Raw genomic sequence first — 24177 nt, 5'->3', positions numbered from 1 at the left:
CTCCGACCCATTCATCGACGCGGCTTGGACTCGACATCCGCGATCCGGTTGAACACCCAGTTCTCGTCATATGGCGACGGCACAGCTGCCGGATCGCCGAGCGCGAACCACGTCAGCCGGCCGAACGGGTCCGTAAAGCCTGCGATCGGATTCCACGCTGCCTGCGGCCGCCCGTCGACCCCAAGAGCGAGCCAGCCATTCCAGGGAAAATCCTTGAGCTTCACCGTGCGGATGAACATCGGCGAATTGAAGCCGTCGTGGGCGTCATACGCGATGTTCTCAATGCCAGCCGAGAATTCGGAATTGAAATATTCCCGCTTGACGGTGTAACCCGCAACGGTCTTGTGGCAGCTGCCGACGAGCATGCCGACGAGGCCGCGTTCCAGATTGATGCGCTCGACCGCGCCGTCATAGTCGCCGGTCCGCAGGCGTTCGACATCGGATTCGATGCGACGCAGCCGCTCTGGATCGACAATTGCATCCCCGAGCAGCCGATAGGCGGCGAACCATCCGGTCCTGACCCAGCGCGGACCAAGCCAGCCGTTCAACGCCTCCCTCGCCGAGGCCACACGGTCGGCGGCGTTCACCTCATCGATCGCGACATCCCAGTCGGAATCGCCTGCCTGCCATTCGGCGCGAACGAGGCTTCTTGCGAGCGCGCCTACCGCCCTCACCTTCAACTCGCCGACGATCGCACCGGTTGCCTCAGTAAGGCTGCCGAGAAGACGCGCCTTCGCGGCTGCCGCCAGATCGACATGGTTGAGAAAATCGCCGTGAAACGGCGTGACCGGATAGGGATGCGTGATCAGCTCACTGGCCTTGCCACCGATCTCGCGGATTGCGGCACGGGTAAGCGCACAGATGGACGCCTCGTCCTTCGCCAGCGGCGATGCCGGATTGACGCGAACAATCACAAACGAGCCAAACGACTCGACAGCGGTGATGGTCTCGGGCATCGCACCAGCAAATCGCGGCGTAGCGCCAACATAAGCATGCATCTTGCCGTCCCGCAGGAGGTCCGCCGCTCGCTCGGGCACCACCGCCGCAAACTCGATCTCATGAGGATAATAGGACGGATAGACCGGCAGCTCATGGCCGCTGCGGGCTACGGTGATCGCGATGAACGTCATCGCTGCGATGAGGAGGCTGCATCTGGTCATTGCGACATCCGGAACGTTCAGACACGGCGTTTCGCAATCGTTTCGGCTTGCGCGCAACTAGCCGCGCAACGCCTTCATCACTTTTTCGTCGCCGAGCGCTTCCCTCGGCGACCCGTGGAAGATGATCTCGCCACGGTCGATGGCGTAGAGCCGGTCGCCGATGCGCGTCGCCGCACCCAGATTCGATTCCGCCATGAGGATGGAAACGCCCATCGCCTTGATTTTCATGACCGCCTCCGTGAAGCGATTGACCACGACCGGGGCCAGACCCTCGAAGGCTTCGTCGAGCAACAACAGCGAAGGCGACAGCATCATGGCGCGCGCGATCGCCACCATCTTGCGCTGACCGCCGCTAAGGTGCAAGCCTTGACGCTGGAGCAGGTTCTGCACTTCAGGAAAGAGGCTGAACGTCTGGGTTTCGGGGTCTACCCGCTGACCGCCGTTACGGCGCTTGGCGACCTCATCGCCGAGCCAGCGACTGATCATCAGGTTCTCGCTCACCGACAAATCGGGAAACACCCCGCAATCCTCGGGCGAATAGCCGAAGCCACGTTTCGCCCGCTCGTGCGGCGGGAGCCCGGTCACATCCTCGTCATCGAACAGGATCTGTCCGGCCCGGACCGGGAGAAATCCCATGATGCTCTCGATCGTGGTGGTCTTACCCGCCCCGTTGCGCCCGACGAGGCACACCACTTCCTCCTTGTCGACGCGCAGCGACACGCCGCTGAGGATGTGGGCCGGGCCGCGGTAGGTGTCGATCGCATTGACCTCAAGCACAATCAATCCTTTCGTGAGAAGGCGTCGGGACCGGAAGAGCCGATCAGGATCATTGCGACCTGCTCATTCTTCCTGATCTCGGTGGGGGTGCCTTGGGCAAGAATCGCACCCTGGTGCATCACGACGATGCGATCGGAATATTTGAACACGACATCCATGTCGTGCTCGACGACCACGGCTGTTATGCCCTCGCCGCGCACGACCGAGGCGATCGTGTCCATGATCTGGCCTTTGTCGTGCGTGCTCACCCCGCTCGTAGGCTCGTCGAGGAATAGGAGCTTGGGCCGCAGCGCATAGGCGAGCGCTACGTCGAGCAGCTTGCGCTCGCCTTGCGCAAGACCGCGCGCAAGCTCGTTGCGCTTGCCGGCGAGCCCGAATTGGTTGAGCACCGCGTCGGCTTCCCGCGTCACCTCGCTGTCGCGGCGGGCGAGCGCCGCAATGTTGCGAGTCTTTCCTTCGCGGGAAAAGATCGCCAGCGCGACGTTGTCGAAGGCGGTGAGGTCGTCGAACAGATTCACAAGCTGGAAGCTGCGGGAAATTCCTGCCTTGACGCGCTGGGTCACCGAGGCGTTGCTGACGTCCTCGCCCTGGAAGATGATTCTTCCGGAATCGGCGCTGTAATATGCGCTCACGACGTTGCAGAACGAGGTCTTGCCGGCACCATTGGGGCCGACCAGCGAAATGAACTCGCCCTCCTCGATGGTCAGATTGACGTCGTCGACAGCATGCGTATCGCCGAAGTACTTCTTGAGATGGACCGTCTCGAGGAGGCTCATGAGGTCCCCCTGGTAAATCTGGCGGCAAGGCGCGCGGCTGTCCCCACGATGCCCGACGGCAGCGCTAACACCAGAACCACGAGCACCACGCCGAGCAGGAGCTGCCAATATTCCGTGCTCGCGACCGCATAGGTCTTGAGATAGTTGAACACAACGGCGCCGACGATCGGCCCGGTGAACGTCCGAAACCCGCCGAGCACGCTCATGAACACGATCTCGCCGGAGAACGGCCAATAAAGGATGTCGGGCGTGGTCAGTCCATTGAGCGGAACCCAGAGGACACCGGCCAGGCCCGTGAACGCGCCCGATATGACGAAGGCGATCCAGCGGTAGCGCCGCACTGATATGCCGACGAAGCTCGCGCGCGTCTCGTTGTCGCGAATTGCCTGCAGCGCTTTGCCGAACGGCGAATGCACGACGACCCACATGATGACCGTCGCCAACGCGAACAGTCCGAGGACATAATAATAGTAGGCGAAAACGAAGCGTTGGAACGAGCCGGGGCCGGCGAAGTTGACGAGACCGCCGAGTAGCGTGAGCTTGGCAGAGGCGACGCGGATGCCGTCGGTGCCGCCGGTCACCCAGAAGAACTTGAAGGCAAGGCTCCACAACACCTGCGACAATGCCAGTGTCAGGATGCTGAAGAAGATGCGCGTGTGCCGTACGCACACGAACCCGAACAGCGCGGAGATGAGCAGCGTGCCCAGGAGGCCGCCGACGATGCAGAGCTCCATGGATTGCGCGCCGAGGTCGCGTACGATGAACGCAACCGTATAGGCGCCGGCGCCGAAATAGGCAGAATGGCCGAACGACAAGAGTCCGGTATAGCCGAGCAGCAGATTGAAGCCGAGCGCCGCGATGGCCATGATCAGGCCATAGGTGAGCAGCACCGTCTGGTAGGGATCGACCAAACTCGGCAGCATCGCGAGCACAAGGAGTATTGCGATCGCGACCACAGCCGGCCGCCAAGCAGACGGGCCAGTGCTCGTGATCGCGACTTTTTTTGCGACGGCGAGGCTCATCGTCATGCCCTCCCAAACAGTCCGGTCGGGCGAATGAGCAGGACCGCGGTCGCGATCAGGTAGAGCACGGCAAGCTCGATCTCAGGGAAGAACTGGATGCCGGCGGTGCGGACGAGGCCGACGATCAGTGCACCGGCCAGTGCGCCTTCGAGGCTCCCGAGCCCACCGATCACCACGACAACGAACGCCAAGATTAGGGCCTCAATGCCCATGCCGAGCACGGCGGCCTGCGCCGGCACCACGACCGCGCCGCCCAACCCTGCCATGAAGCAGCCGATGGCGAAGGCTTGCACGTAGACACGGCTGACATTGATCCCGAGCGCTGCGGCCATGCGCCGATCCTGCGAAGTGGCGCGCAGGATGACGCCGAACTTGGTACGGTAGATGAACCACCACAGGCCGAGAGCGGCGATCAGCCCAATGGCGATGACGAACAGGTTGTAGGTCGGATAGAGCAGCCGGCCGATCGGGATGCTGCCCATGTGATCCATGATCGATCCGGCGGTGAGTGGCGTACCGCCGAACAAGAACTTCATGGCGTCTTCGAGGATCATGAGCAGGCCGAACGTGATCAGCAGATGGTACTCCTCCGGCCGTCGGTAGAGCGGACGCAGCAGCGTGGGCTCGATCGCCGCGCCCACGACCGCGATCGCGACGGCGCCGACGGGCAGCAGGAGCAGGAGGCCGGCAAGGCCGAGCGTACCGCTCGCCGCATGGCCGACCGCCCCGCCGACGACCCAGGCCGAGACGTAGGCACCGAGCGCATAGAGCGTCCCATGGGCGAGATTGACGATACGCATGACGCCATAGATGAGGCTCAGGCCCGCGGCGATCAGAAACAAAACCGCCGCGTAGAAGAATGAATTGAGCAATTGGATGATGAAGATCGTCATCGTTCTTCCTCACACGAACTGCGGCGCCTCGGATTTCCTTCCACTGTCTCAGTTGCTCCGAAAGTCCATGCGGCCGATGGTCGGATTGATCGTGTTGCCGTCAAGAAAGATAGCCGTGAAGACTGTGTAATTGCCTGCCGGGAGATTCGGCGGCAGCGACACGGCAAAGCGTTCGTCGCCTTCCCGGCTCGCGCCCCCAGATGCGACCACCATGCCATTCTCGCCGAGGAGAACGTACCGTGCCACCGGCCGGATCGGCAGCATCTCGCGCAGTGTGTCGCGCTTGAGCGACACGCGAACGATGCGGCGATCACGCTGCTGCTTGAGAGCGATCTCGGCGTCGGCCGTCACCAAAATGCGATTGCCGATGTGCTCGACCCGCGTCACGAATGCCTTGGCTGGATAGGCATAGAAGTCGAACGTGCCAAGGCCAACCGGATAGGTGAACTCGCGAATGACGTCGAATGTGTAGACGTCAGGCGAGAAGCTCCGGAGCCGGTAGGGACCATTGGTCACGAGCAGGTGGTTGTTGGCTTCGACGAATTGATCGAGCGCCTGCCAGCGCGCGGTCGCGGCTTGCGCGCTCACCAGGCTTTCAAGCGCCGCAGGTCGGTAGCCGGCCGCGGCGAATTCCTTGATCAAGGCGCGCAGCTTGTCGCGCTGTGCAGGATCGCGCGCGAGGTCGAGCCACTGCAAATTGCGCCGCTTAGCCTCGCTTCGCGAGAAAGCTGCGATTTCGCGCTCGACGGCGGCTTCCATCAGCGCCAGCACGTGCCACGGCACCGAGCTCCACGGCGGCGCCACCAGCGCATCCTCATGCTCGTCGGTCGGGATGGCGTCGACATAGATCTCCACGATTGGCGAGCGATAGGTGAAGACAAGATCGGCGATCGGGAGCTTCGATTCCTCCACGCGAATGACGCGGACACCCTTGAGGCGGTCCCGCATCAGGCTGGTCGCGGCGGAAACCTCGGCATCGAAGGTCGCGGCGGCCGGCGAGCTACCCCATCGGTACGCAAAGGCGTAAGGGTAGATCAGGTCGGCGGTCTCCATTTCGCTGCCGTCCTGGAATGACGATGCCAGGACGCGGTAGACGACTTTGGTCATCGCGCTCCCGCCAACGCCGACCGGAAGGAGCCGGCCAGTGCCGGGCTCCGGCACGAGGGCATCGGCGGGGACACGGATGGATTGCCGCGTCGATTGCTCCGTAGGCCGAACCTCCGCGCGATTGGGAGCCCACAGACTGTTGTACGGGACGGCTAAAAACGCATCGTCGCCGACGATCGCCCACACCAGCCGGCCGGGCGCGTCCGTGAACCCGGCAACCGGGTTCCAGGCTGCGGTTGCGCCGATGTCGATGCCCAGTCGGAGCCAGCCATTCCATGGCAGATCCTTGAGCTTGAGCGTCCGCAGGACGACGGCTGAGTTGAATCCGAACTGCGAGTCGACCGCTATATTCTCGATCCCGTTGGAAAAGTCGTCGCTATAGAACTCGCGCCGGAGCCGATAGCCAATCACCGCGCGGTCGCAACCGCGAGTCAGCTCCGTTATCAGGTCGCGCGCGATGTTGAGCCGCTCGGCCGGGTCTCTGTAATCCGCTTCGACAAGCCGCCTATAGAGTTCGTCGGCGTGTTTACGCTCGGCCGCGCCGCTGACCGCCGGCCGCAGCAGGTGATAGGCCTGGAACCAGCCCTCCTTGACCCAGGGCGGTGCTGGCCAGGCATTAAAGCCGACGTTGGCGGCGCGCAGCACCTCGTTGACGGCAACCTCGTCGAAGCGGATGTCCCAGTCTGTCGGATGAGGCGCAAGTCGGTGAAGCACCATGTCCTCGCTGCCGGCGTTTTGCGCGCGCACGGTCACCGGGACACCCGCGTCTGCGGCAGCCAACACGGAGGGCTTCGTGTCTGCGTCGCGATCCGCGTGACCGATGTAGTCCGCATGGTACGGCGTGATCGGGTAGCGGTACGGAACCACGTCCGGATGCGACACCAGCGCATTCGCAGCATTTTCGATCGCGCGACAGCGCGCTTCACGTCCCTGCGCGCGCTGTGGATTGACGCTCACGGTGATGAATGAGCGCAGTGAAACGACTGACTTGAGGTACGACGGCATCTCTCCCGAAAACTGCGGGATGGCGCCGAGATAGGCGTGCAGCGGATCCTTGGCATTACTGAATTCTCGGGCCGCCGCTCCGGGATCGAGCGGCTCGATGCGGATTTCCTGCGGGTAGAACGAGGGATAGTACGGCACCTCATGCCCGGCCTTCGCCGCCGGCGCAGTGGCGCAAAGCAGCGTCGCTGCGAGCGTGCCGCTTTGCATGAGGGATCTCCGCACGGACATCACAACCCTCGAGGCAACGCCGGCCCCGCAACAAACCGACCACGCCCTCGCGGAACGAGGGCATGGTTGGTTGATGGGCGAGCTTCAGGCCACCTCCTGTGGCCAGGTCTCCTTGATCCAATTGTAGGTCGACGTCGGATCGTTGTGCGAGGTGCCCGGCTTCGGCCAGTTCGGCGGCGCGGTGATGTTGCGGATCGGGATCGTGATCATCCTGCCCGGATCGAGGATCTGGAACGGGTACTCGGCCACGTTCTTGCTGAACCCGGTCACCGCGTCCTTGTAGCCCTGGTGATTGTCGGGCCGGATGTAGAGATAGCCCGCCGCGGTCTCGAAATACATGCCTTCGAGCTGGCTGATGATCGCCTCTTCGTCCGGCCAGCCGCCGACGAGCCTGTTCGCTTTCTCGACCGCCGTCCGGTACATATGAAGCGTGTGGTACGCGCCATCCGACTGGAAGTTCGGATACTCGTTCCAGCGCTTGAAATACTTCTCCACGAAGGTCTTGTTGGCCGGCCAGCGATTTCCCGGCGGGAAGGTAAAGTAGTAATTGGAGTGGACACCAGCGATGACACCTTCCGGGTGATCCTTGCCGATGGCGTGCGGCGCGACGCCGAAGGCGATCGTGCTCGCGAACTTGGCATTGTTGAACATGCCGTAGCGCAGTGCTTGTTTGTAGAGCGCCACATAGTCACCGCCCCACACCGACGACATGATCAGGTCGGGATTCGAGGACATCGTTTTTGTGATGTGCGCCGTGAAGTCGGTCGTGCCGAGCTTCGGCCACGCTTCCGATACGACCTCGGCGCCGGGCACCATCTTCTTGTAGGCGATCATGAAGTGGTCGAAGGCGTTGCGGCCGTAAGAGTAGTCGGGATGGATGTGGGCGATCTTCTTTGCGGTCGGCCAAGTCTGCGCCGCCGCGACCGCGCAGGTCACGCCGTCGGCCGACTGGATGTTGGTGATGCGGAACGCGAACTTCGGGTTCGGCACCGCCTTGTCCCACAAGAAGTCGGTGCAGCCGTCGACAAAGATCGTGAGCACACCAAGCTCCTCGGCGACCGGGCCGAGCGCGGGCGTGTTGCCGCTCGATATGACGCCGGTGAACATGTCGATCTTCTCGGAGAGCTTCATGCGGCGAAGCTCTTTCACGTTGGCGTCGGTGCCGGCGTTCTCGTCCGCCGTGATGGTCTCGATCTTTCGCTTGCCGAGAATGCCGCCCTGCGCGTTGATCTCTTCGGCGGCCAGGAGATGGCCCTTGAGCGAAGGCTCACCGAGCACGGCCCCGGGGCCAGTAAGGAACGTCATGTGGCCGAACTTGAGCGGGGTGGAAGGAATATTTCCCTTGGGTGGCCTGCCGACCTCCGCCGCGGCCGGAGCCATCGCCGGCACCGAAGTTGCCGCCGTGGCCCCTACCATAATACCAAGACTATTCAGGAAATTTCTGCGATTCAGCTGCTGCGTCATGGACCGTCCTCCCTTTCGAGGGTCGGGTGCGACGCTCCCGCCACGCGCGGAGCACACACCTCCGGCCTTTCGTGGCTTATTGCAACATTTTAGGCCCTCCGGGCCTCCGAGTAAATCAACTTCCGCCGATTCCGAGCGCAATCGCGAACCGGCGATGTCGCAGCTTAATGCGCGGTTACACCTTGAAGCGTGGATCGAGGTAGTCGCGCAAGCTGTCGCCAAACAAATTGAAGGCGAATACCGCAATGCTGATGGCAACGCCCGGGAACAAAATCATCCACGGCGCCTGACGGTAAAAGTCAGCGGCGTTGCCCGACAGCATCAGACCCCAGGCCGGGGTCGGCTCCTGCACGCCAAGCCCCAGGAACGACAGCGAGGCCTCCGCCAGGATCGCCTGCGCGACGAACGCAGTCAGCATGATGAGATACGGCGCGACCACGTTCGGCGCCATGTGGCGAAAGATAATTCGGGTGTGCGAATAACCCGCGGTGCGCGCCGCGTCGACATAGGGCATGACCCGCACCGACAGGGCCGCCGCTCGCACCACGCGCGCAACGCGCGGCACGATCGGGATGGCGATTGCGAAGATCAAGTTCACGTCGATGCCCGCCAAAATGAGCTTGCCGAACGCCGCCACCACGACAAGGGCGAGTACGATGATCGGAAACGCCAGCAATACATCGACCACGCGCTGGATCCAGTTGTCGATCCGACCACCGAAATAGGACGATGCGATGCCGAGAATGGCGCCGACCGAGGAGCCGAAGAACGACGAGGTGAAACCGATCACCAGCGCCGTGCGCGAGCCATAGATCAGGCGCGAGCAGATGTCGCGGCCGAAGGCGTCCGTGCCGCACCAATGATCCCACGACGGCGCAGTAAGCAGCGAGGCAAAATCGACCGCTAACGGATCGTATGGCGCGACCCATTCGCAGAAAATCCCGGCGATCATCATCGCGCAGATAATGGCGAAGCTGGCGGCGCCGAGCGGCTGTTGACGGCAGAATTCCACACATGCCCTGGTTTGCCGGATTTCCGACATCGGCGCAGGGTGGGTGGAGGAGGCAATCGACACGGATCACCCGTATCTGATGCGCGGGTCGAACACGGCATAGAGCAGGTCGACCAGCAGATTGACGAATACGTAGAATGCAGCGATCAGCATCACCATGCCCTGAATCAGCGTAAAATCGTTGCGCGACACGCTTTGCACGAAGAGCATTCCGATGCCGTTGAGATTGAACACCTGCTCGGTTACTACGAGCCCACCGATCAGGAAGGTGAATTCCAGGCCGATGACAGTGATCGCCGGCAACAAGGCGTTGCGCAACGCGTGGGTGAGACCCTCCCTCACTGATAGTTCGCGCCCTCGGGGCACACGGTCAAAAGCGTCGTTTTGACCTTCTGCCAGCCACTTCCGGTTCACCCCGAACAACGGACATCAACAGACCGTCCCAGTTGGTCCGGTTCGTGCCAACAGGAGACATCGCGCCCCTTGTAAGCATTCCGGCAATCGATGTATTCTTTTGTTCAAGAGCTGCCACCGGGACGTGCCGAAATCCCTGGGAATTGCAAGAGGGAGCGCTGGTGCTGTCGGCAGGCGTCGCAGCTTTATTCTTCACAATTGCACGTACTCAATTGCGTGGCCACGCTTGGGTACCGTCATGAAATTTTCACGCCGCTTGCATCTATCGGCGAGTAGTCCGGTGAAGCAGTATTTGCGTTGGATTGCAGCGGGCTCACTGGTGTTGGCGCTTTCTGCCGGCCATCCGGCCTGGGCGCAGAAGCGCGGTGGCATCCTGCGGCTCGCGAGCCCGGGCAGCCCGGCCAACATGTCGATCCACGAGTCGGCGACCATCTTTACCGAGATGCCGATGATGGGCGTTTTCAACAATCTCATTGTCTTCGACCAGCACAAGCCGCAGGTCAGCCTTGAGACCATAGTCGCCGATCTGGCGACAAGCTGGGCGTGGAACAAGGATGACTCCGCGCTGACCTTCCAGCTGCGTCAAGACGTCAGATGGCATGATGGCAAGCCGTTCACCGCCGCCGATGTCAAGTGCACCTGGGACCTCCTGCTCGATAAGCTGCCCGACAAGCTGCGGCTCAACCCGCGCAAGACTGGATATGAGAACTTAATCGACGTAGCGACGAACGGTGATTACGAGGTCACCTTCAAACTGAAGCGGCCGCAGCCCGCTTTCCCGATGCTGCTTGCCGGCGGTTTCTCGGCGATCTATCCCTGTCATCGCTCTGCGACACAGATGCGCCAGCATCCGATCGGCACCGGCCCGTTCAAGTTCGTCGAGTTCAAGCCCAATGACAGCATTAAAGTCACCCGCAACCCGGATTACTGGAAGAAGGACCGGCCGTATCTCGACGGGATCGAATACACGATCATCCAAGAGCCGGCGACTGCGGACTTGGTGTTTATTTCCGGGAAGTTCGATATGACATTCCCGTTTGAACTTTCAGTTCCCCGTTACTAGGAGATGCGCAAGCGGGTGCCGGACGCGGTGTGCGAGCTGTCACCCGGCACCCTTAGCACCCACTTGCTGATCAACCGTGCCCAACCGCCGTTCGATAATCCCAATCTGCGGCGGGCGATGTCGCTGACGATCGACCGCAAGGCCTATATCGACACGCTCGGCCAGGGCGAAGGCGAGATCGGCGGCATTTTGCAGCCATCTCCAGCCGGGTTGTGGGGCATGCCCCCGGAACAGATCGCCGACCTGCCGGGGCACGGCCTCGATGTGCAGAAGAACCGAGAAGAGGCCCTCGCCCTGGTGCGAAAGCGTGGCTACGGCCCCGACAACCGGCTCAAGATCAAGGTGACAACGCGTGACTGGTCGATGTATCGCGATCCGGCGGTACTGCTGATTGCTCAGCTGAACCAGATCTACATCGACGGCGAACTCGAGCTCGTCGACACGGCGCAATACTTCCCGAAGATCCAGCGCAAGGAATACACGGTCGCACTCAACTTGCAGACGGCGGGGCCCGATCCCGACCCGACCGTGCAGCTGTTCTACGGCTGCGGCTCAAACCTCAACTGGGACAACTATTGCAATCCCGAGATGGACAAGATGATCGAGGCCCAATCGCGCGAAGCTGACCCGGCGAAGCGCAAGCAGATCCTATGGACGATCGAGCGCAAGCTGGCCAACGACGGTGCGCGACCGATCATTTTCTACCGCCGCGGCGGTACCTGCGAGCGCCCCTACGTCAAAGGTCTGACGATCATGGTCAACAGCGTCTTTAACAGCTGGCGCATGGAGGATGTCTGGCTCGACAAGTAGATGGATCCGCTCACAAAGAACGCCGGCGCTAATCCAGCCAATCCTGCCGGGGTGGCGGTGATTGCCAACGTCAGGTAGGGGTCAAAACCGGTCCTGACGAGCCTGAAACGGGACTTCCGAAATAGCCCAGAAAGCAGACATTGCCGGCCTCAGTCGGCATGTCTCAAACGTGCCATTTCCGGACTTACGCAGCGCAGCAAAGGGCGCTCATTCGATCACCTCGTCGGCGAGCAACTGCATCGAATTCGGCACCTCGATGCCGAGGGCCTTCGCGGTCTTCATGTTAATGACCAGCTCGAACTTGCTCGGCCGCATGACGGGAAGATCGGCGGGCTTCTCGCCCTTGAGAACCCGACCGACAAGGTTTCCGGTTTGGCGATACGAGTCATGGGGATCAGGGCCATAGCTCAGGAGTCCGCCGGCCACCACGAAATGCCGAAATTCGTAGATCGTGGGGACCGCGTAACGCTTCTCCAGTGCAACGACCTGGTGTTGCCGATCAGTGAAGAGTGCATCGGCAGTTATGACGAGCCCGCCGACTTTCAGTTGGGCCAGGCTCGAAAAAGCCGCATCGAGATCGTGTTCGCTCGCTGCTTTGACGATGTGTAGCGGCAGCCCGATCGCGCGCGCCGCCTCCTGGACCTGCGCCACCTGCGCATCGGCCCCGGGCCGGGTCGGATTGACGAGAACGGCAATCGATGCCGCAGATGGCACGAGCTCTCGCAGCAATCCCACGCGCTTTGCGGCGAGCTCGCCGCCGACGTTCGTGAAGCCCGTGACGTTACCACCCGGATGGTTGAGGCTCTCGACCAGCCCAAGCTGCACGGGGTCCGCTCCGGTCTCGAACACAATTGGAATCGATGTGGTCGCCGATTTGGCCGCCAGTGCGACTGTCGGGCTGCCGCAGGCCGCGATCACCGCGACGGGGCGGCGGACCAGGTCGGCGGCGAGCGCCGGCAGTCGGTCCAGCTGACTTTCTGCCCAGCGATATTCGATCCTGACATTTCGGCCTTCGACATAGCCGGCGTTGGCCAGACCCTCGCGAAAGGCGTTCACCTGCAGTTCGTAATTTCGCACTGACGCCGAGTGCAGAAATCCGACCGCAGGCATCGGTGCCTGCTGCGCCCGCGCTGCGCCCGGCCAAGTGACCGCCGCGCCGCTCAGTGCGAGTATAAATTCTCGTCGTCGGGTGGGAATTGCCATGTGACCCTCCCACGGGGGTCAGGGGAGGATATCACGCTTGACCAAGGAACGAACAATGCTTTTGCGCTGCGAAGGTCTGGAGCCGCCCATGTCTCAGTTGGGTCAAACGCTACCAATTTCGCATGTCCGCACAGAGTCCGCTTTACCCTCAACACCGGACCTAGGCGAAACGAGTGAGCACGTCTGTTTCGTGCCACGAGCGGTCATCGGCCCGCATCCGCGCGCTTCAGCTTCCAGGGACGCGCTTGCTTGCCTCGAAACGAGCGTTGGCTTCTTCGAACATGCGTCGGGTTCGTTCACCGTCGGAGTGATGCTCAAGCAGGGTCAGAGAGTCCCACTCGCTCCGCTCGGCGCCGGGCGCCGTTTCGACCCTGTGCCGGCCACTTCTGGTTTACTCCGAACAACGGACATAATTTAACCGGCCCGGCTGGTCCGTTTCGTGCCAATAAGCGACATCGCGTTCACCTAAGGACACCTCGGAGGCGCGCCAATGCCGCGCCGCAAGCAACGCAACCGGGATCAGCAGCCCGAGCTGCGGCTTGTAGATCAGCAGGCCGAGCAATCCGCCAGGCACGGGGCCATGAGCGCCAGCGGCGTGGTGAGCAGCAGGAGCACCGGCGGACAGCTGTAGTGATAGGCGTCGAGGGACGCGCCCACCACCGCCTGCCCGAAAACGATGTTTGGTAAACACGAGGTTGATGGATAGATATGATTCGCCGTTTCGATGAACCTCGCCTTGCTCATGTCCGATGCTGAAAGGTTCCGACAGTGCCGCACTTAGGGGTTACTTCGAAATTTCAATTGCCAGTCGCATTTCAAGTTTTAGCGTGTCGATAGTCGTGCGGATTTTGGCCGAGCTCCATCAAACCGGCCATGCGTACCCCGCGATAAGGGACCGCCGCTCTACCCTAGGGCGACGGCCCCGCGTCTTTCAGAACTAGCCAACGCTCTTGGTACAGGCCTGACAACCCCCAGGGGAGAAATATGGCCGACAAATTGATGCAGCCCACGTGGGACCCGCTCGTCCTTGCGGCGCAACTACAGAAAATCGCGAAACAAAGCCAGACATTGATGCAACGTTTCCTGTCTAATCAGCCGGCCGCGATCAAGCTTGGCATTGGTGACACGGCGAGCCTCGGGTTCGATTTTTTCGAGCTCATGACGAAGATGATGATCAACCCGGCGGTGGTCGCGAGCGCTCAGATCGATCTATTTAACGACACTTTGAGAGTTTGGCAAAAAGCCGCCCAACGCATGCTCATGCTGCGTGCACACGAAGCCGATGCGCCGAAAGATAAACGCTTCAAGCATCCGGAATGGAGCGAGAATGTCATCTTCAGCTTTGTGAAAGAGAGCTATCTCGTTGCTACGAAGTCGATTCTTTCGGCAGTCCGCGAAGTCAAAGGCATGGACGACGCCACCGCTCGCAAGGTCGATTTCTACACTCGCCAATTCGTCGATGCTTTGTCGCCTTCCAATTTCGTCGCAACAAATCCGGAGGTCCTCACCGCAACCCTACAGTCTGGCGGGCAGAACCTGCTACGTGGCTTGGAGAATCTTCTCGTCGATCTGGAACGCGGCAATGGTCGGCTTTCGATTACGATGACGGACCTGAAGGCTTTCCGCCTCAGCGAAAACATCGCAACGACTCCAGGAAAAATCGTCTACCAGAACGAGCTCATGCAATTGATTCAATACAGGCCATCGACGCAAGAAGTCCGAAGGCGGCCACTGCTCATCGTGCCGCCGTGGATCAACAAGTTTTATGTTCTCGATCTACAGCCGAAGAATTCCTTCATTAAATGGGCGGTCGATCAAGGCCACACGCTATTCGTTATCTCCTGGGTAAATCCCGATCAGAAGCTCGCTGAAAAAAGCTTTGAAAATTATATGCTCGAGGGACCTTTAGCGGCGCTAGCTGCGATCGAGTCAGCGACCGGAGAGCGCAACGTCAACACGATTGGATATTGCCTCGGCGGGACTCTACTCGCCTCAACGGCTGCATATTTGGCCGCGAAGGGCGACGACCGTATCGCAAGTGCCACTTATTTCGCGACGCTCGTCGATTTTACCGACGTGGGTGACATGGCCGTCTTCATCGACGAAGAGCAATTAGTTTCTCTCGAAAGACGGATGCAGGAGCGCGGGTATCTGGAAGCTCAAGATATGGTGACGGCGTTCAATATGTTGCGCGCGAATGACCTGATTTGGTCTTTCGTCGTCGACAATTACCTGCTCGGTAAGGAACAAATGCCCTTTGACCTTTTGTTTTGGAATTCCGATTCGACACGGATGCCAGCGGCAATGCATTCGTTCTATCTGCGTAAGATGTATCAGCAGAATCTCTTGGCAAGGTCTGGTGGGATCAGCCTCGCCGGTACGCCGATCGATCTGTCGACAATTAAGACGCCGACCTTCATCCTGTCTACGCGCGAAGACCACATTGCGCCATGGAAATCGACCTATGCGGCGACCCGCTTGTATTCCGGGCCGGTCAAATTCGTCTTGTCGGCTTCGGGCCATATGGCTGGCGTGATCAGCGCGCCAGGCAGCAAGTGTGACCACTGGGCGAACGACAATTTACCGCCGAGCCCTGACGAATGGTTCGCTGGCGCTACGCCTCATCTGGGGTCGTGGTGGCCGGTCTGGGACGAATGGGTAACGCAACTCGACTCGGGCCGCGTTCCTGCGCGTGAACCTGGCGGTGGCAAGCTCACGATTATCGAAGACGCGCCGGGCTCTTACGTGCGGGTGAGATGGGCAGCGTAGAAAACAAAGTTGCGGCTTACCGATTTCTTCGGCGGGTCATGAACTGACCAGAAGCGACATCCGTGTCGAGTCCGCTTAGCCCTTATTTAATTTATCAGCAGACATGCGTTGGGCCAAGCGGTCATCTCATCGGTCGCGTAAGACCATGACCTTGTCGACGCCAAACGATGCTCGATGGTGGCAGGTCCATTTTCTCGCAGGTGGCATATGTCGCAATCGGGCAGAATTCTCGCTGAGCACTTCCGTTGATGGCACTTTTCGGTCATGCCGCCGTGGCCGCCCTATGTCCGTTGTTGGGGGCAGAGCGGAAAACATATGCTCCCGTTGAGCTTTTCAGCTTTTGGTAGAGTCGAGATGTGGCGCGGTGGCTTTAGGTAGAACATATCTGTTGCCGCCTCTTTCGTCTGGCGGTGCCTTAGTGGTTCAGCCGTGACTCCGTTTCCACATCCCGCTCATCGAACCGGACAGGCAGATCTCCCGCATCCGGCTCTCGGACAAGACTTCACGCCTTCGCTTTCGCGTGCAACGCCGTCTGCAGTTTCTGAACACTCCTCGGAGTTGATAGGTTGCCCAATCTCCAGGTCCTTCGCCACGTATTGCGTCTGTCTTGAACTGAGGTCCCTTCCCTCCACCGGAGTTACCCGGCTTTAGCGGTACTACGAACCTCTCCGCCACCCCAAGGCGCCCGGCCTGTCCCTCACGGGCTTCCGGTTGGTCCTCGCTGACCACGCTTTGGGGCTTCCCGTGTTTCGTACGCTTTCCTTGTGTACATGCTGTCGCCACTACCCCGGCGCAGCGTCTGGGCGTACTGCTTCGCTCACTTCACCCAGTCGTATCAGCCTTCCCCGAAAGGGTCGTCGGGTCGGCCTGCGCATTGTCCTTTTCGAGGCTTGCTCGGCGTTCACTCGCGTTACGGCCTGCACACTCGCGCTGTCACCAATTCGTGACACGCTAATTGAAGGCTTCAGCCACTTCGTTACCTCCATGACTGCCCCGATTGCTTCCGGCTGGAGCGGTTGCCGGGTGGGGCTTGCACCCACTGGAAAGCGCCGCCTTTTCACGGCGCACACCCACAGCGGACTTCGCCGCGAGTAACACACTCAGCCCCGCGGCAACATTTCATCAAAGGGCTCGATTGGCTCGTTGGCCTCGTTGCGTCTCTCTATTTCGTCGCGACATTCACGCCCTTGAGGCCCTTCGCGTCGATTGCCTTCTGCACCACGCCGCTCTGCTTTGCTTCGTCTAGAATTGTCGCGAGCGCGGCCTGCGCTGCGGCAGAGCGGCCTTTCGGCAGCGCGGCTGCCACGCGAACCATCGCAAAGGCGCCCGGCACGATCGTGGCGCCAGGCAACGCCTCGGCGACAGGATACCCAACGCCAGAGTCCGCCCCAAAGACGTCCGCCTTGTGGGAGCGCAGCAGGTCCGCTGCGTCAGCCGCAATGGTCGGGCTTAGCGGGATGCGGACGATCTCGGCGGCCTTGATCTCCCGCGTCAACACGCGGTCGGAGGGAGCGCCGCGGATGACGCCAATCTTCACACCTGCCTTGTCGACGGAGGCGATATCGGGAAATTCCTTTCCCGGTGCGGCGACATAGACAAGGCTGATGACCCAAAGGTCCGCAATGGAATCGGCCTTGTCCGCGGGAACAAGGACGCGTGCCGCGATGACGATGTCCCATTCGCCCTTGCCGAAGCTTTGTAGATAGGCCTCGGGGTTCGGATACATCACCGGTTCAACGGCCGCGCCGAGCTTCTGTCCGATGAACCTCGCGACGGGCTCGGCCACGCCACCGATCACCGTGATGGCAATCGTGCCAACGCGCAGCTTCCCGCCCGGCGCGATCTCCAACGCGGGCGTCGTCTGCCCGAATGCCAGGCCAGACAAGCCCACCAGCAATGTAATCGAGAGAAGAATTTGTTTCATGTGCGCGGCCGCTGTAAAAACTCAATCGCTACTCTACCCGCCCATGATTATCAGGGAAACTAGGCAGTATCCTGTTCAACGGAATTGATGGTCCGAGGCCCGTTTCTGATGCTGTGGACGGCTCCTCCACCGGTACGGAAGTGTCAGGGTCACCGCTAGGTGGGGTGTCAATGATCGCATCAAGCTGGCGAACTAACGTCGATCTATCTCGCCCTCAAAGGGCTTCCCTTTCCACTGTGCTCTCGCTTGCCCCTGATACTGCTCTTTGAGAGCTTTGCCCTCGGGCGTTGTGGTGAATCAGTTGCTGACCTTGATCGCTGATGATGATCGAAGGGCGCTCAATTGAAAACCTGCTTTTGCCATTTCATCGAATGGGACAGCAGTGCTGGCTTGAAGAGCATCGCCGCCAGTCACATGTCATAGGAATCGGGGATCGTTGGCCCGACACACTGGCAACGCACCCACCGGCCTCATTGAAGGTCGCGTGCGTCCAAATAAGAGCGAGCACGGGCTGCGTTCGAGCACCGCTCGACACAGTACCTCTACGCAAACGAAACGGCACGAGCCGTCGAGGGAGACCTTGGCGGCTTTTTGCGTGTGGCCAGAATGCGAGGCCATGGCCGCAACGGTAACCGAGCGGCTTTGGGAAATCGGTGATATCGTCGGGGTGTTGAAGGCGTGGGAGGCCGCCCAAGTGAGGCGGTCTTAGCTGGGAGGAAGGCCATGGAATGGTTTAGCCGGAAAACATCGATAGCGGGTACCCAAATTTCCAATTGGATACTCGTTCTGGCGGCTCTCGTCGTAATCTGGATTATCTATCGCTCTGCAACGTGACGGTGGCTGCTTCCCCTTACGCCGTTGCTCACGGCGCTCCAGCCATGCGAAAATCTCGCTGTTAACGCAATGGATCTTGGAGGCGAGGTGCTTGTCAGTGAGCTTCGCTCGACCGTAGTAGACGATGACATCGCAATCGGCAGCGCCGCTGACCGATGTCTGCTTTCGGGAGAAAAACAGACATCCCATTTTAAGGGCGTCAGGACCGTTTTTGACCCTATGTATGGTCCGGCCGCGCGTTGCAAGAGGTTTCGTCAACCTGGCAGATGCGGTCTTGCATCAATGTATCCGGCCTCTGGTTGGTGTCCCTGTCGCAAACCTATTGGCTGGCGGTTGACCGAGAATCGGGCGATGCTGATCTGTAATGAGAGATCTTGTCAGGCTCATTGTCTGGGCGGTTGTCGATCTGTTTCGGTCGCGGGCAGCGATCGAGGCAGAGATTTTAACGTTGCGGCAGCAGATCATTGTTCTGCGACGAACCGCCCCCAAGAAACAAACCTTTCGGTGCCATCGACCGATTGGTGTTCGTTGGTCTCTATCGTCTCTTCCCTCGCGTTCTTGATGCGCTTGCGATTGTTAGGCCCGGGACCGTAGTCAAATGGCACCGTGCGGGTTTCCGTTTGTACTGGCGCTGGAAGTCGCGACCTCGTGGTGGCCGGCCACCAGTTCCGCTGGAAATACGCAGACTGATCCGCGAGATGAGCATTGCCAATCCTCTGTGGGGAGCGCCCCGGATCCATGGAGAGCTACTCAAGCTCGACATCGCGATCGGACAGACGAGCGTGGCTAAATATATGGCCAAGCGGAGAGGTCCGCCGTCCCAAGGGTGGAGGACGTTCCTCCGCAATCATGCCGACGGTATCGCCGCGATCGATCTGTTCGTCGTGCCGACAATCTCGTTCCGTCTGCTCTATGGTTTGTTGATCATGGGGCATGGCAGACGACAGGTCATATGGTTCGGAGTAACGACGCATCCGACCGCGGAATGGATCGCAAACCAGATAACAGAAGCCTGCGGATGGGAGCAGCTTCCCCGCTATCTAATCCGCGATCGGGATGGCGCGTATGGTGAAGTTTTCATCCGACGGATTCGATCAATGGGCATTCGCGATCAGCCGACATCGCCGCGTTCCCCATGGCAAAACGGATACGCCGAACGCCTGATCGGTTCGATCCGACGGGAATGCCTTGACCACGTTGTCGTGCTCGGCGAGTGCCACCTCCGTCACCTGCTGGTGTCATACATGAAATATTACAATGGCACGCGCACGCATCTCTCCTTGGAGAAGGATGCGCCGTTCTCGCGCGCCGTCGAACGGGCTGGGCAGATTCTTTGCCGCCCAATTCTCGGCGGGCTGCACCACCAATATGTCCGGATTTGATTTCGACAGGCACAACGGTTTCCGGCTTAACAATCGCCAACGCATGGCGAACGCCAAGCCGATAGAGGCAAACAAAAATCAATCGGTCGATGGAGCTGAAGGTTTGTTTCTTAGGAGCGGTTCGCCGCAGAACGTTTATCTGCTACCGCAACGTCAGAATTTCCGCCTCGAGCGCTGCCCACGACCGAAACTGATCTACGACCATCCAAACAATGAGCCTGACAAGATCTCTCATCCGGCAACAGCATCGCCCGATTCTCGATCAACTGCTAGTCAGATTGAGTTTGCGATAGGGACAGGGGTGACTGTTGAGATTGTCGGACGCCTGAACGCACTGCTTGGCGAGCAGGCATTCCCCCACAACGTTCGAGGAGTGTGGGGAAAGATGGTAGCGAGAGAGGGAGCCGCTACCAAGAGCTAGATTTCTTCAACGAAAACAATGAATCGCATCGCGCGACGTCGTCTGTGTCTGGTGTCCGTGATACAGGATCTCAGGTGTCGTAGCTAGCCTCGCGGCGAGGGATGTGGACAGCCATCGGAACGCGACATCCTGCGCAGCAGGGAATGTATCGCAGAGCCGTCCATCAGGCTCCCCAGTCAGGCCGATTTTCCAGCGCTTTCCGGGGGTGGTCGGCCGCCTGCCTGGGGCGGGAGGGTACTGAGCCAGATCAAGGCCGCCTGCCGGTCACTGAAATAACTCAGGAATTCGGAGCGACACAGGGGATGTAGAGCACCTCAGTGCAGCACACTGCAAGCTTGCCGGGCGCGCACTGGAACATGTGCGCAAAACAACATCAGTGACAACGAAAGCGTCGACGTGGGCACAGCATGGCGCCGCATGACTTAGGACATCCGCCGTTCGGGCACAGTTTGGCAACGCTCAAGTCAAGGTCGGGCGGCGCAGCGGGAAACCGAACGACGACGGGCGCAACGTAGCCATCGCATTGAACTGCTCCTCCGGCGCTGCCGTCGCGGCCTGCCCCTGCCTTTCCTCGGCCGACGTGACCATGGCCTCCACGTCGGCGGAAAGCGCGCCCTGAGCGTCTTCTGGAGACATGCCCGAGTTGTCCTCCGCACGGACGTGCTCCGGCTTCTCCACGCGCGCGCCAAACGCGTGACGGAGCACGGCGAGTTCGGTCTCGGTGACCTTCCCCACCCACCCGCCTTCGCGCCCGTTCCAGTGGAGGCCCGCCGCCTCGAGCCTCTGACGGTTCGAGGCCGATGCGTTGCGGCCGAACCGCACGAAAGTCTGGATATTCGCTACATCCGCAAGGTTCGGACGGTCGTGGACGACGTCCTGGCTCAGCTTCGATAGCGACGACAGGAGGGCCTGGACCGGCACTTGGCTGAGGTCCCACCGTTCAACGGTGGCACCCACGAGCTCCATCATTTTCGCCTTGTTCGTTGCGACCAGATGCGAAATCTCCTGACCGATGCGCGCTTGCTCTTGGCAAAGCAGCGCGATCTTGGCCTGGGCGTGTTCGATTTCACGAGCGAGTTTGGCGGTCTTCTTCATGCGATCGTCCTCCATCCACGACAATACGAAACCATGGATGTTGAAAAACGCCAAAGGCGAATTGATCGCGGCTTGCGATTTTCAAAAAACTCTGGGACGCTCAATATACTAAATTGGGAAAAGGATACGTTGGTGGCGATTGCGTTCGCGAGAGCTAGGCCGATTCCGCTCACCGAGAATGACGGTGCGACGCGAGAGTTCGCCTATGTGGGCCGTACCATCATGACGGACCCGCGCGACGGCATACCGCCTTTTGACTATGCTCACCTGCGCCGTGATCTCGCTCACGTCGAGGTGGTGCTGCCTGCGCATGCCCCTCAGGCCTTTGCCGACCCTGCTGCTCTTGCTTTCGCGCTCGACATGGCCGAGATCCGGAAGGTTCGGACGCCATTGTGGAAACGCGAGCGCCTACCGCAGGTCGTGATGTCGGTCATTATCGCTCTGCCTCCCGAGTTCGAAACATCCCTCCACGAAGCAAGTGTGATCGCGCGGAGGATCCTTGTTTCTGCCTCTCGTTCACATCCCGTTCCGATCCACATCGCGATCCACCAGGCACCGATCAATCGTCACGGTCACGGGGATATCGGCTTCCGTTCGATAAATCCCGATGGGACCTTCGGTCTGAAGATTCCGGACCTGTTCGCCCGCTTCCGAACTCACGGTGCGGAAGCCAACGTTGTGGAAGGAACCGGCTGGCCGGATCTAGCCTGGGAAACCCAGCAGAGCTTTTTCCTCGAGCGCGGGATAGAACTCGTGGTCGACCCGTTCGCGCCGGCGCCCGAGCGGCATCTCGACATTGAAATTCCCGACGAGTTGACCACCCAGTGGGTGAACAATCATCGCCTGGAAAAACGCTACGCCAACATCCGTCTGATCAAAGGAAGCCCCACGCACCTGATCGAGATCCTGTTGAGAGGACGTTCGACCCTCCGGGTGCTCGAGCTGCACCGGCTGTGCGCGCGATTCATCGACAACGATGAGGACAGACTCGCGCAGGTGGATCGAATTCTGATCGACCAAAACGTTATTACGCTGGTCGATACGACGGGAGCGCAAAAGCCCCGTTATGTGACGACCCGGCGCATGGCGCGGCTCATCTACCGGGCGGTGGAGATCATCGATCGTGCCGGCGACAAGATGATCGCCGTCACCGGGCCCAATCACGATGCTGTAGTTGCGCAACTCTCCGACAAATTTGCGTCCGAAGGTCAGCGGCGCGATCCACCATTGATCCTGGGCCGGTCCCTTTCCGACTGCGGCGCGATCGCCGATGCGCTCGCGGAACACAACCCGGTGGTTGGCACGCTCGACATGGTCATGGGCGAGTCCGACAAGCGCGCAAGCCGCAAAAAGGACGTTCGCATGAAGGCCGGACGCGCCATCATCGTCCCACATGCCGAGCTGGTCGACGATCAAAGGTTGGCTCGACTGCTTCTTGCGGTGGATCGCGCTGGATCGAAGCTATTTCTCGGCCATGACCAAAGCCGCGAGACCGGCATCGTTTGCAGGTATCTCGCCGCTGATATCGCCGATCGGTCGGCCCGGCCGGCCTTCGAGCCTGCCATCCCTCGGCACGCGGACCAAGCGCGCGAGATCGAGCGATTGCTGCGTTCCGGCCTGATGCGTCGTGCCATCGCGACGATGGCCGACCTCGACCTTCTGAATTTCCGCTCGCGTCCGGACATCCACGTCGGCGACACCGCACCGCTCGCAGTCATCGACGATCCACGGGGGATCGAGAGCATCAGCGATGCGATCAGGATGAACAGCGTGCGCGCAGGCGCGATCGAAAAACACGAAACACTCACTGGTCCGCGGGGCGAAGTCAAACTCCCGCTCGGTGAATGGGTCGTCACCACCGGACGACGCGGTCTTCCTGCTGCGCTGGATGCGCATCAGTTGGCGCGAATCGTCGCCATCGACGCGAAGGCGAACTGGATCGACGTCTTACCGTCGGGGCGACGTAACACGGATCGATTTCAGATACGATCCGGCCATCCGCCCCGCCGCCGCTATCACGATCCGGGATGCCTGGGACGCGCCGCCCGATACGGCCATGGTCATCGAGCTGACCGATCCTCACCGGGTTTGGTCCGCCCTACTACTGGCGGCGACCCGTGTCGACTATACGCAGCTCTATATCGATCCGACGATCGCTCGAACCTCGGCCGAACTCGTCATTGCGGCGCGCCGTTCTCTTCCTTCGGCCCCTCCATCGCATCGGGTCCTCCGGCCGGACAGCGACGCGATGATTCGGAAAATACTCGACGATTTCGATCCTTTTCCAGCGGATGTCGCGATCCAGCCGGAGCTGCCGCCACCCCCGGTTGGCTTTGCCGAGGAGGTTCGTCAGCGCGTGATGAGAAATGGCCAGACAAGGTTGGCCTATGGGCTCCTCCACGAACATGTGGCGACGGATAATCCTGATAGTGGGAAGAATGTTCAACGCTTGTTTGGCCTGTGCAGCAGCGAGCTGACGAAATCGATCATCCTGTATCTTGCCGATCAGGACGAAGTCCCGGACTTCGACGAATTCGATCTTCCACTCGAACTGGTCGAGCTCGAGCCGCAGCATTGGACGCCGTGGGAGTTGTACAAATTCGAGCTGGATCTTAATCTGATGGCAGTCCGGGCCGCCGGCTGGGGATTGCTGCCGCCGATCACAACGAACCGGCGCCCCCTTCACGCTCTGCGTGACATTGATCCCGCGACCGAACTCTAAATCGAACGCGACCGCTCCTGGTGGTCGGCCGCCGCCCAAGCCAAGCCCGGATTGTCCGCTTAGCGCCAACAGCGGTCAGTCGACGACTGGTTAGTT

18 protein-coding genes and 1 pseudogene are annotated in these 24177 nt (G+C 60.5%); 6 read left to right on the top strand and 13 right to left on the bottom strand.

Translation table 11 applies throughout. The features are described 5' to 3' along the window. Positions 1–11: 11 nt before the first annotated feature. From NL528_RS11880 to NL528_RS11840, 9 genes are all read right to left on the bottom strand, one after another. Entirely contained in the window at positions 12–1160 is a 1149-nt protein-coding gene (locus NL528_RS11880) for a hypothetical protein (protein WP_309182847.1), read from the bottom strand. 57 nt (positions 1161–1217) lie between these two features. After that, positions 1218–1937, bottom strand: coding sequence for an ATP-binding cassette domain-containing protein (locus NL528_RS11875; RefSeq protein WP_309182846.1), 720 nt, complete (start codon positions 1935–1937; stop codon positions 1218–1220). A 2-nt stretch (positions 1938–1939) separates the two neighbouring features. Further along, positions 1940–2713 (bottom strand): ABC transporter ATP-binding protein, encoded by a 774-nt coding sequence (locus NL528_RS11870; protein ID WP_309182845.1) that lies wholly within the window; start codon positions 2711–2713, stop codon positions 1940–1942. Then, positions 2710–3735, bottom strand: coding sequence for a branched-chain amino acid ABC transporter permease (locus tag NL528_RS11865; protein ID WP_309182844.1), 1026 nt, complete (start codon positions 3733–3735; stop codon positions 2710–2712). The genes NL528_RS11870 and NL528_RS11865 overlap by 4 nt, the downstream gene beginning before the upstream one ends. Before the next feature lie 2 nt (positions 3736–3737). Further along, on the bottom strand, positions 3738–4628 hold the full coding sequence (locus NL528_RS11860) for a branched-chain amino acid ABC transporter permease (protein ID WP_309182843.1): 891 nt from the start codon (positions 4626–4628) through the stop codon (positions 3738–3740). Between the two features lie 48 nt (positions 4629–4676). Further along, positions 4677–6947, bottom strand: coding sequence for a hypothetical protein (locus tag NL528_RS11855; protein WP_309182842.1), 2271 nt, complete (start codon positions 6945–6947; stop codon positions 4677–4679). 105 nt (positions 6948–7052) lie between these two features. Beyond that, positions 7053–8432 carry an ABC transporter substrate-binding protein gene (locus NL528_RS11850; protein WP_309182841.1) on the bottom strand — a complete coding sequence of 460 codons (1380 nt, stop codon included), beginning with the start codon at positions 8430–8432 and terminating at the stop codon, positions 7053–7055. 175 nt (positions 8433–8607) lie between these two features. Further along, a complete protein-coding gene (locus NL528_RS11845; RefSeq protein WP_309182840.1) occupies positions 8608–9507 on the bottom strand; it encodes an ABC transporter permease in 900 nt (299 codons plus the stop codon). A gap of 3 nt (positions 9508–9510) precedes the next feature. Then, on the bottom strand, positions 9511–9786 hold the full coding sequence (locus NL528_RS11840; RefSeq protein ID WP_309182838.1) for an ABC transporter permease: 276 nt from the start codon (positions 9784–9786) through the stop codon (positions 9511–9513). Between the two features lie 310 nt (positions 9787–10096). On the opposite strand from NL528_RS11840, the pseudogene NL528_RS11835 reads away from it, so the two are divergent. Beyond that, positions 10097–11731: pseudogene (locus tag NL528_RS11835) on the top strand (ABC transporter substrate-binding protein). Positions 11732–11938: 207 nt separating this feature from the next. Here the strand turns inward: NL528_RS11835 and NL528_RS11830 are convergent. Further along, the gene (locus tag NL528_RS11830; RefSeq protein WP_309182837.1) at positions 11939–12934 is read right to left on the bottom strand and encodes an ABC transporter substrate-binding protein; all 996 of its coding nucleotides are present in this window, start codon (positions 12932–12934) and stop codon (positions 11939–11941) included. A 546-nt stretch (positions 12935–13480) separates the two neighbouring features. Continuing rightward, positions 13481–13678 (bottom strand): hypothetical protein, encoded by a 198-nt coding sequence (locus NL528_RS11825; protein WP_309182836.1) that lies wholly within the window; start codon positions 13676–13678, stop codon positions 13481–13483. A 240-nt stretch (positions 13679–13918) separates the two neighbouring features. On the opposite strand from NL528_RS11825, the gene NL528_RS11820 reads away from it, so the two are divergent. Further along, the gene (locus tag NL528_RS11820; RefSeq protein ID WP_309182835.1) at positions 13919–15703 is read left to right on the top strand and encodes a class I poly(R)-hydroxyalkanoic acid synthase; all 1785 of its coding nucleotides are present in this window, start codon (positions 13919–13921) and stop codon (positions 15701–15703) included. A 1162-nt stretch (positions 15704–16865) separates the two neighbouring features. Here the strand turns inward: NL528_RS11820 and NL528_RS11815 are convergent. After that, positions 16866–17627, bottom strand: a complete 762-nt coding sequence (locus NL528_RS11815) for a transporter substrate-binding domain-containing protein (protein WP_309182834.1) — start codon at positions 17625–17627, stop codon at positions 16866–16868. Positions 17628–18925: 1298 nt separating this feature from the next. Here NL528_RS11815 and NL528_RS11810 point away from each other — a divergent pair. After that, positions 18926–19843, top strand: coding sequence for an integrase core domain-containing protein (locus NL528_RS11810; protein ID WP_309182833.1), 918 nt, complete (start codon positions 18926–18928; stop codon positions 19841–19843). Further along, positions 19830–20264, top strand: coding sequence for a hypothetical protein (locus tag NL528_RS11805; protein WP_309182832.1), 435 nt, complete (start codon positions 19830–19832; stop codon positions 20262–20264). The genes NL528_RS11810 and NL528_RS11805 overlap by 14 nt, the downstream gene beginning before the upstream one ends. Before the next feature lie 459 nt (positions 20265–20723). On the opposite strand, the gene NL528_RS11800 is transcribed toward NL528_RS11805, so the two are convergent. Further along, positions 20724–21359 (bottom strand): hypothetical protein, encoded by a 636-nt coding sequence (locus NL528_RS11800; protein WP_309182831.1) that lies wholly within the window; start codon positions 21357–21359, stop codon positions 20724–20726. A 33-nt stretch (positions 21360–21392) separates the two neighbouring features. Here NL528_RS11800 and NL528_RS11795 point away from each other — a divergent pair, with 33 nt between their 5' ends. Together NL528_RS11795 and NL528_RS11790 are read left to right on the top strand one after the other, a co-directional pair. Continuing rightward, positions 21393–23780: a MobA/MobL family protein gene (locus NL528_RS11795; protein WP_309182830.1), complete on the top strand. Its 2388-nt coding sequence runs from the start codon at positions 21393–21395 to the stop codon at positions 23778–23780. Next, entirely contained in the window at positions 23767–24081 is a 315-nt protein-coding gene (locus tag NL528_RS11790) for a hypothetical protein (RefSeq protein WP_309182829.1), read from the top strand. Before NL528_RS11795 ends, NL528_RS11790 begins: the two co-directional genes overlap by 14 nt. Positions 24082–24177 lie beyond the last annotated feature (96 nt).

Source organism: Bradyrhizobium sp. Ash2021 (assembly GCF_031202265.1).
Taxonomy (GTDB): Bacteria; Pseudomonadota; Alphaproteobacteria; order Rhizobiales; family Xanthobacteraceae; genus Bradyrhizobium.
Note: the sequence above shows the minus strand (reverse complement) of the source record. Positions and strands in the feature narration are given on the sequence as shown.

Bases quoted from the DNA above. Each gene is read 5' to 3' on its own strand.
- NL528_RS11850 (WP_309182841.1), bottom strand. From the start codon at position 8,432: ATGACGCAGCAGCTGAATCGCAGAAATTTCCTGAATAGTCTTGGTATT.
- NL528_RS11865 (WP_309182844.1), bottom strand. From the start codon at position 3,735: ATGAGCCTCGCCGTCGCAAAAAAAGTCGCGATCACGAGCACTGGCCCG.
- NL528_RS11805 (WP_309182832.1), top strand. From the start codon at position 19,830: ATGTCCGGATTTGATTTCGACAGGCACAACGGTTTCCGGCTTAACAAT.
- NL528_RS11860 (WP_309182843.1), bottom strand. From the start codon at position 4,628: ATGACGATCTTCATCATCCAATTGCTCAATTCATTCTTCTACGCGGCG.
- NL528_RS11815 (WP_309182834.1), bottom strand. From the start codon at position 17,627: ATGAAACAAATTCTTCTCTCGATTACATTGCTGGTGGGCTTGTCTGGC.
- NL528_RS11880 (WP_309182847.1), bottom strand. From the start codon at position 1,160: ATGACCAGATGCAGCCTCCTCATCGCAGCGATGACGTTCATCGCGATC.
- NL528_RS11870 (WP_309182845.1), bottom strand. From the start codon at position 2,713: ATGAGCCTCCTCGAGACGGTCCATCTCAAGAAGTACTTCGGCGATACG.
- NL528_RS11855 (WP_309182842.1), bottom strand. From the start codon at position 6,947: ATGCAAAGCGGCACGCTCGCAGCGACGCTGCTTTGCGCCACTGCGCCG.
- NL528_RS11830 (WP_309182837.1), bottom strand. From the start codon at position 12,934: ATGGCAATTCCCACCCGACGACGAGAATTTATACTCGCACTGAGCGGC.
- NL528_RS11800 (WP_309182831.1), bottom strand. From the start codon at position 21,359: ATGAAGAAGACCGCCAAACTCGCTCGTGAAATCGAACACGCCCAGGCC.
- NL528_RS11820 (WP_309182835.1), top strand. From the start codon at position 13,919: ATGGCCGACAAATTGATGCAGCCCACGTGGGACCCGCTCGTCCTTGCG.
- NL528_RS11795 (WP_309182830.1), top strand. From the start codon at position 21,393: ATGGATGTTGAAAAACGCCAAAGGCGAATTGATCGCGGCTTGCGATTT.
- NL528_RS11825 (WP_309182836.1), bottom strand. From the start codon at position 13,678: ATGAGCAAGGCGAGGTTCATCGAAACGGCGAATCATATCTATCCATCA.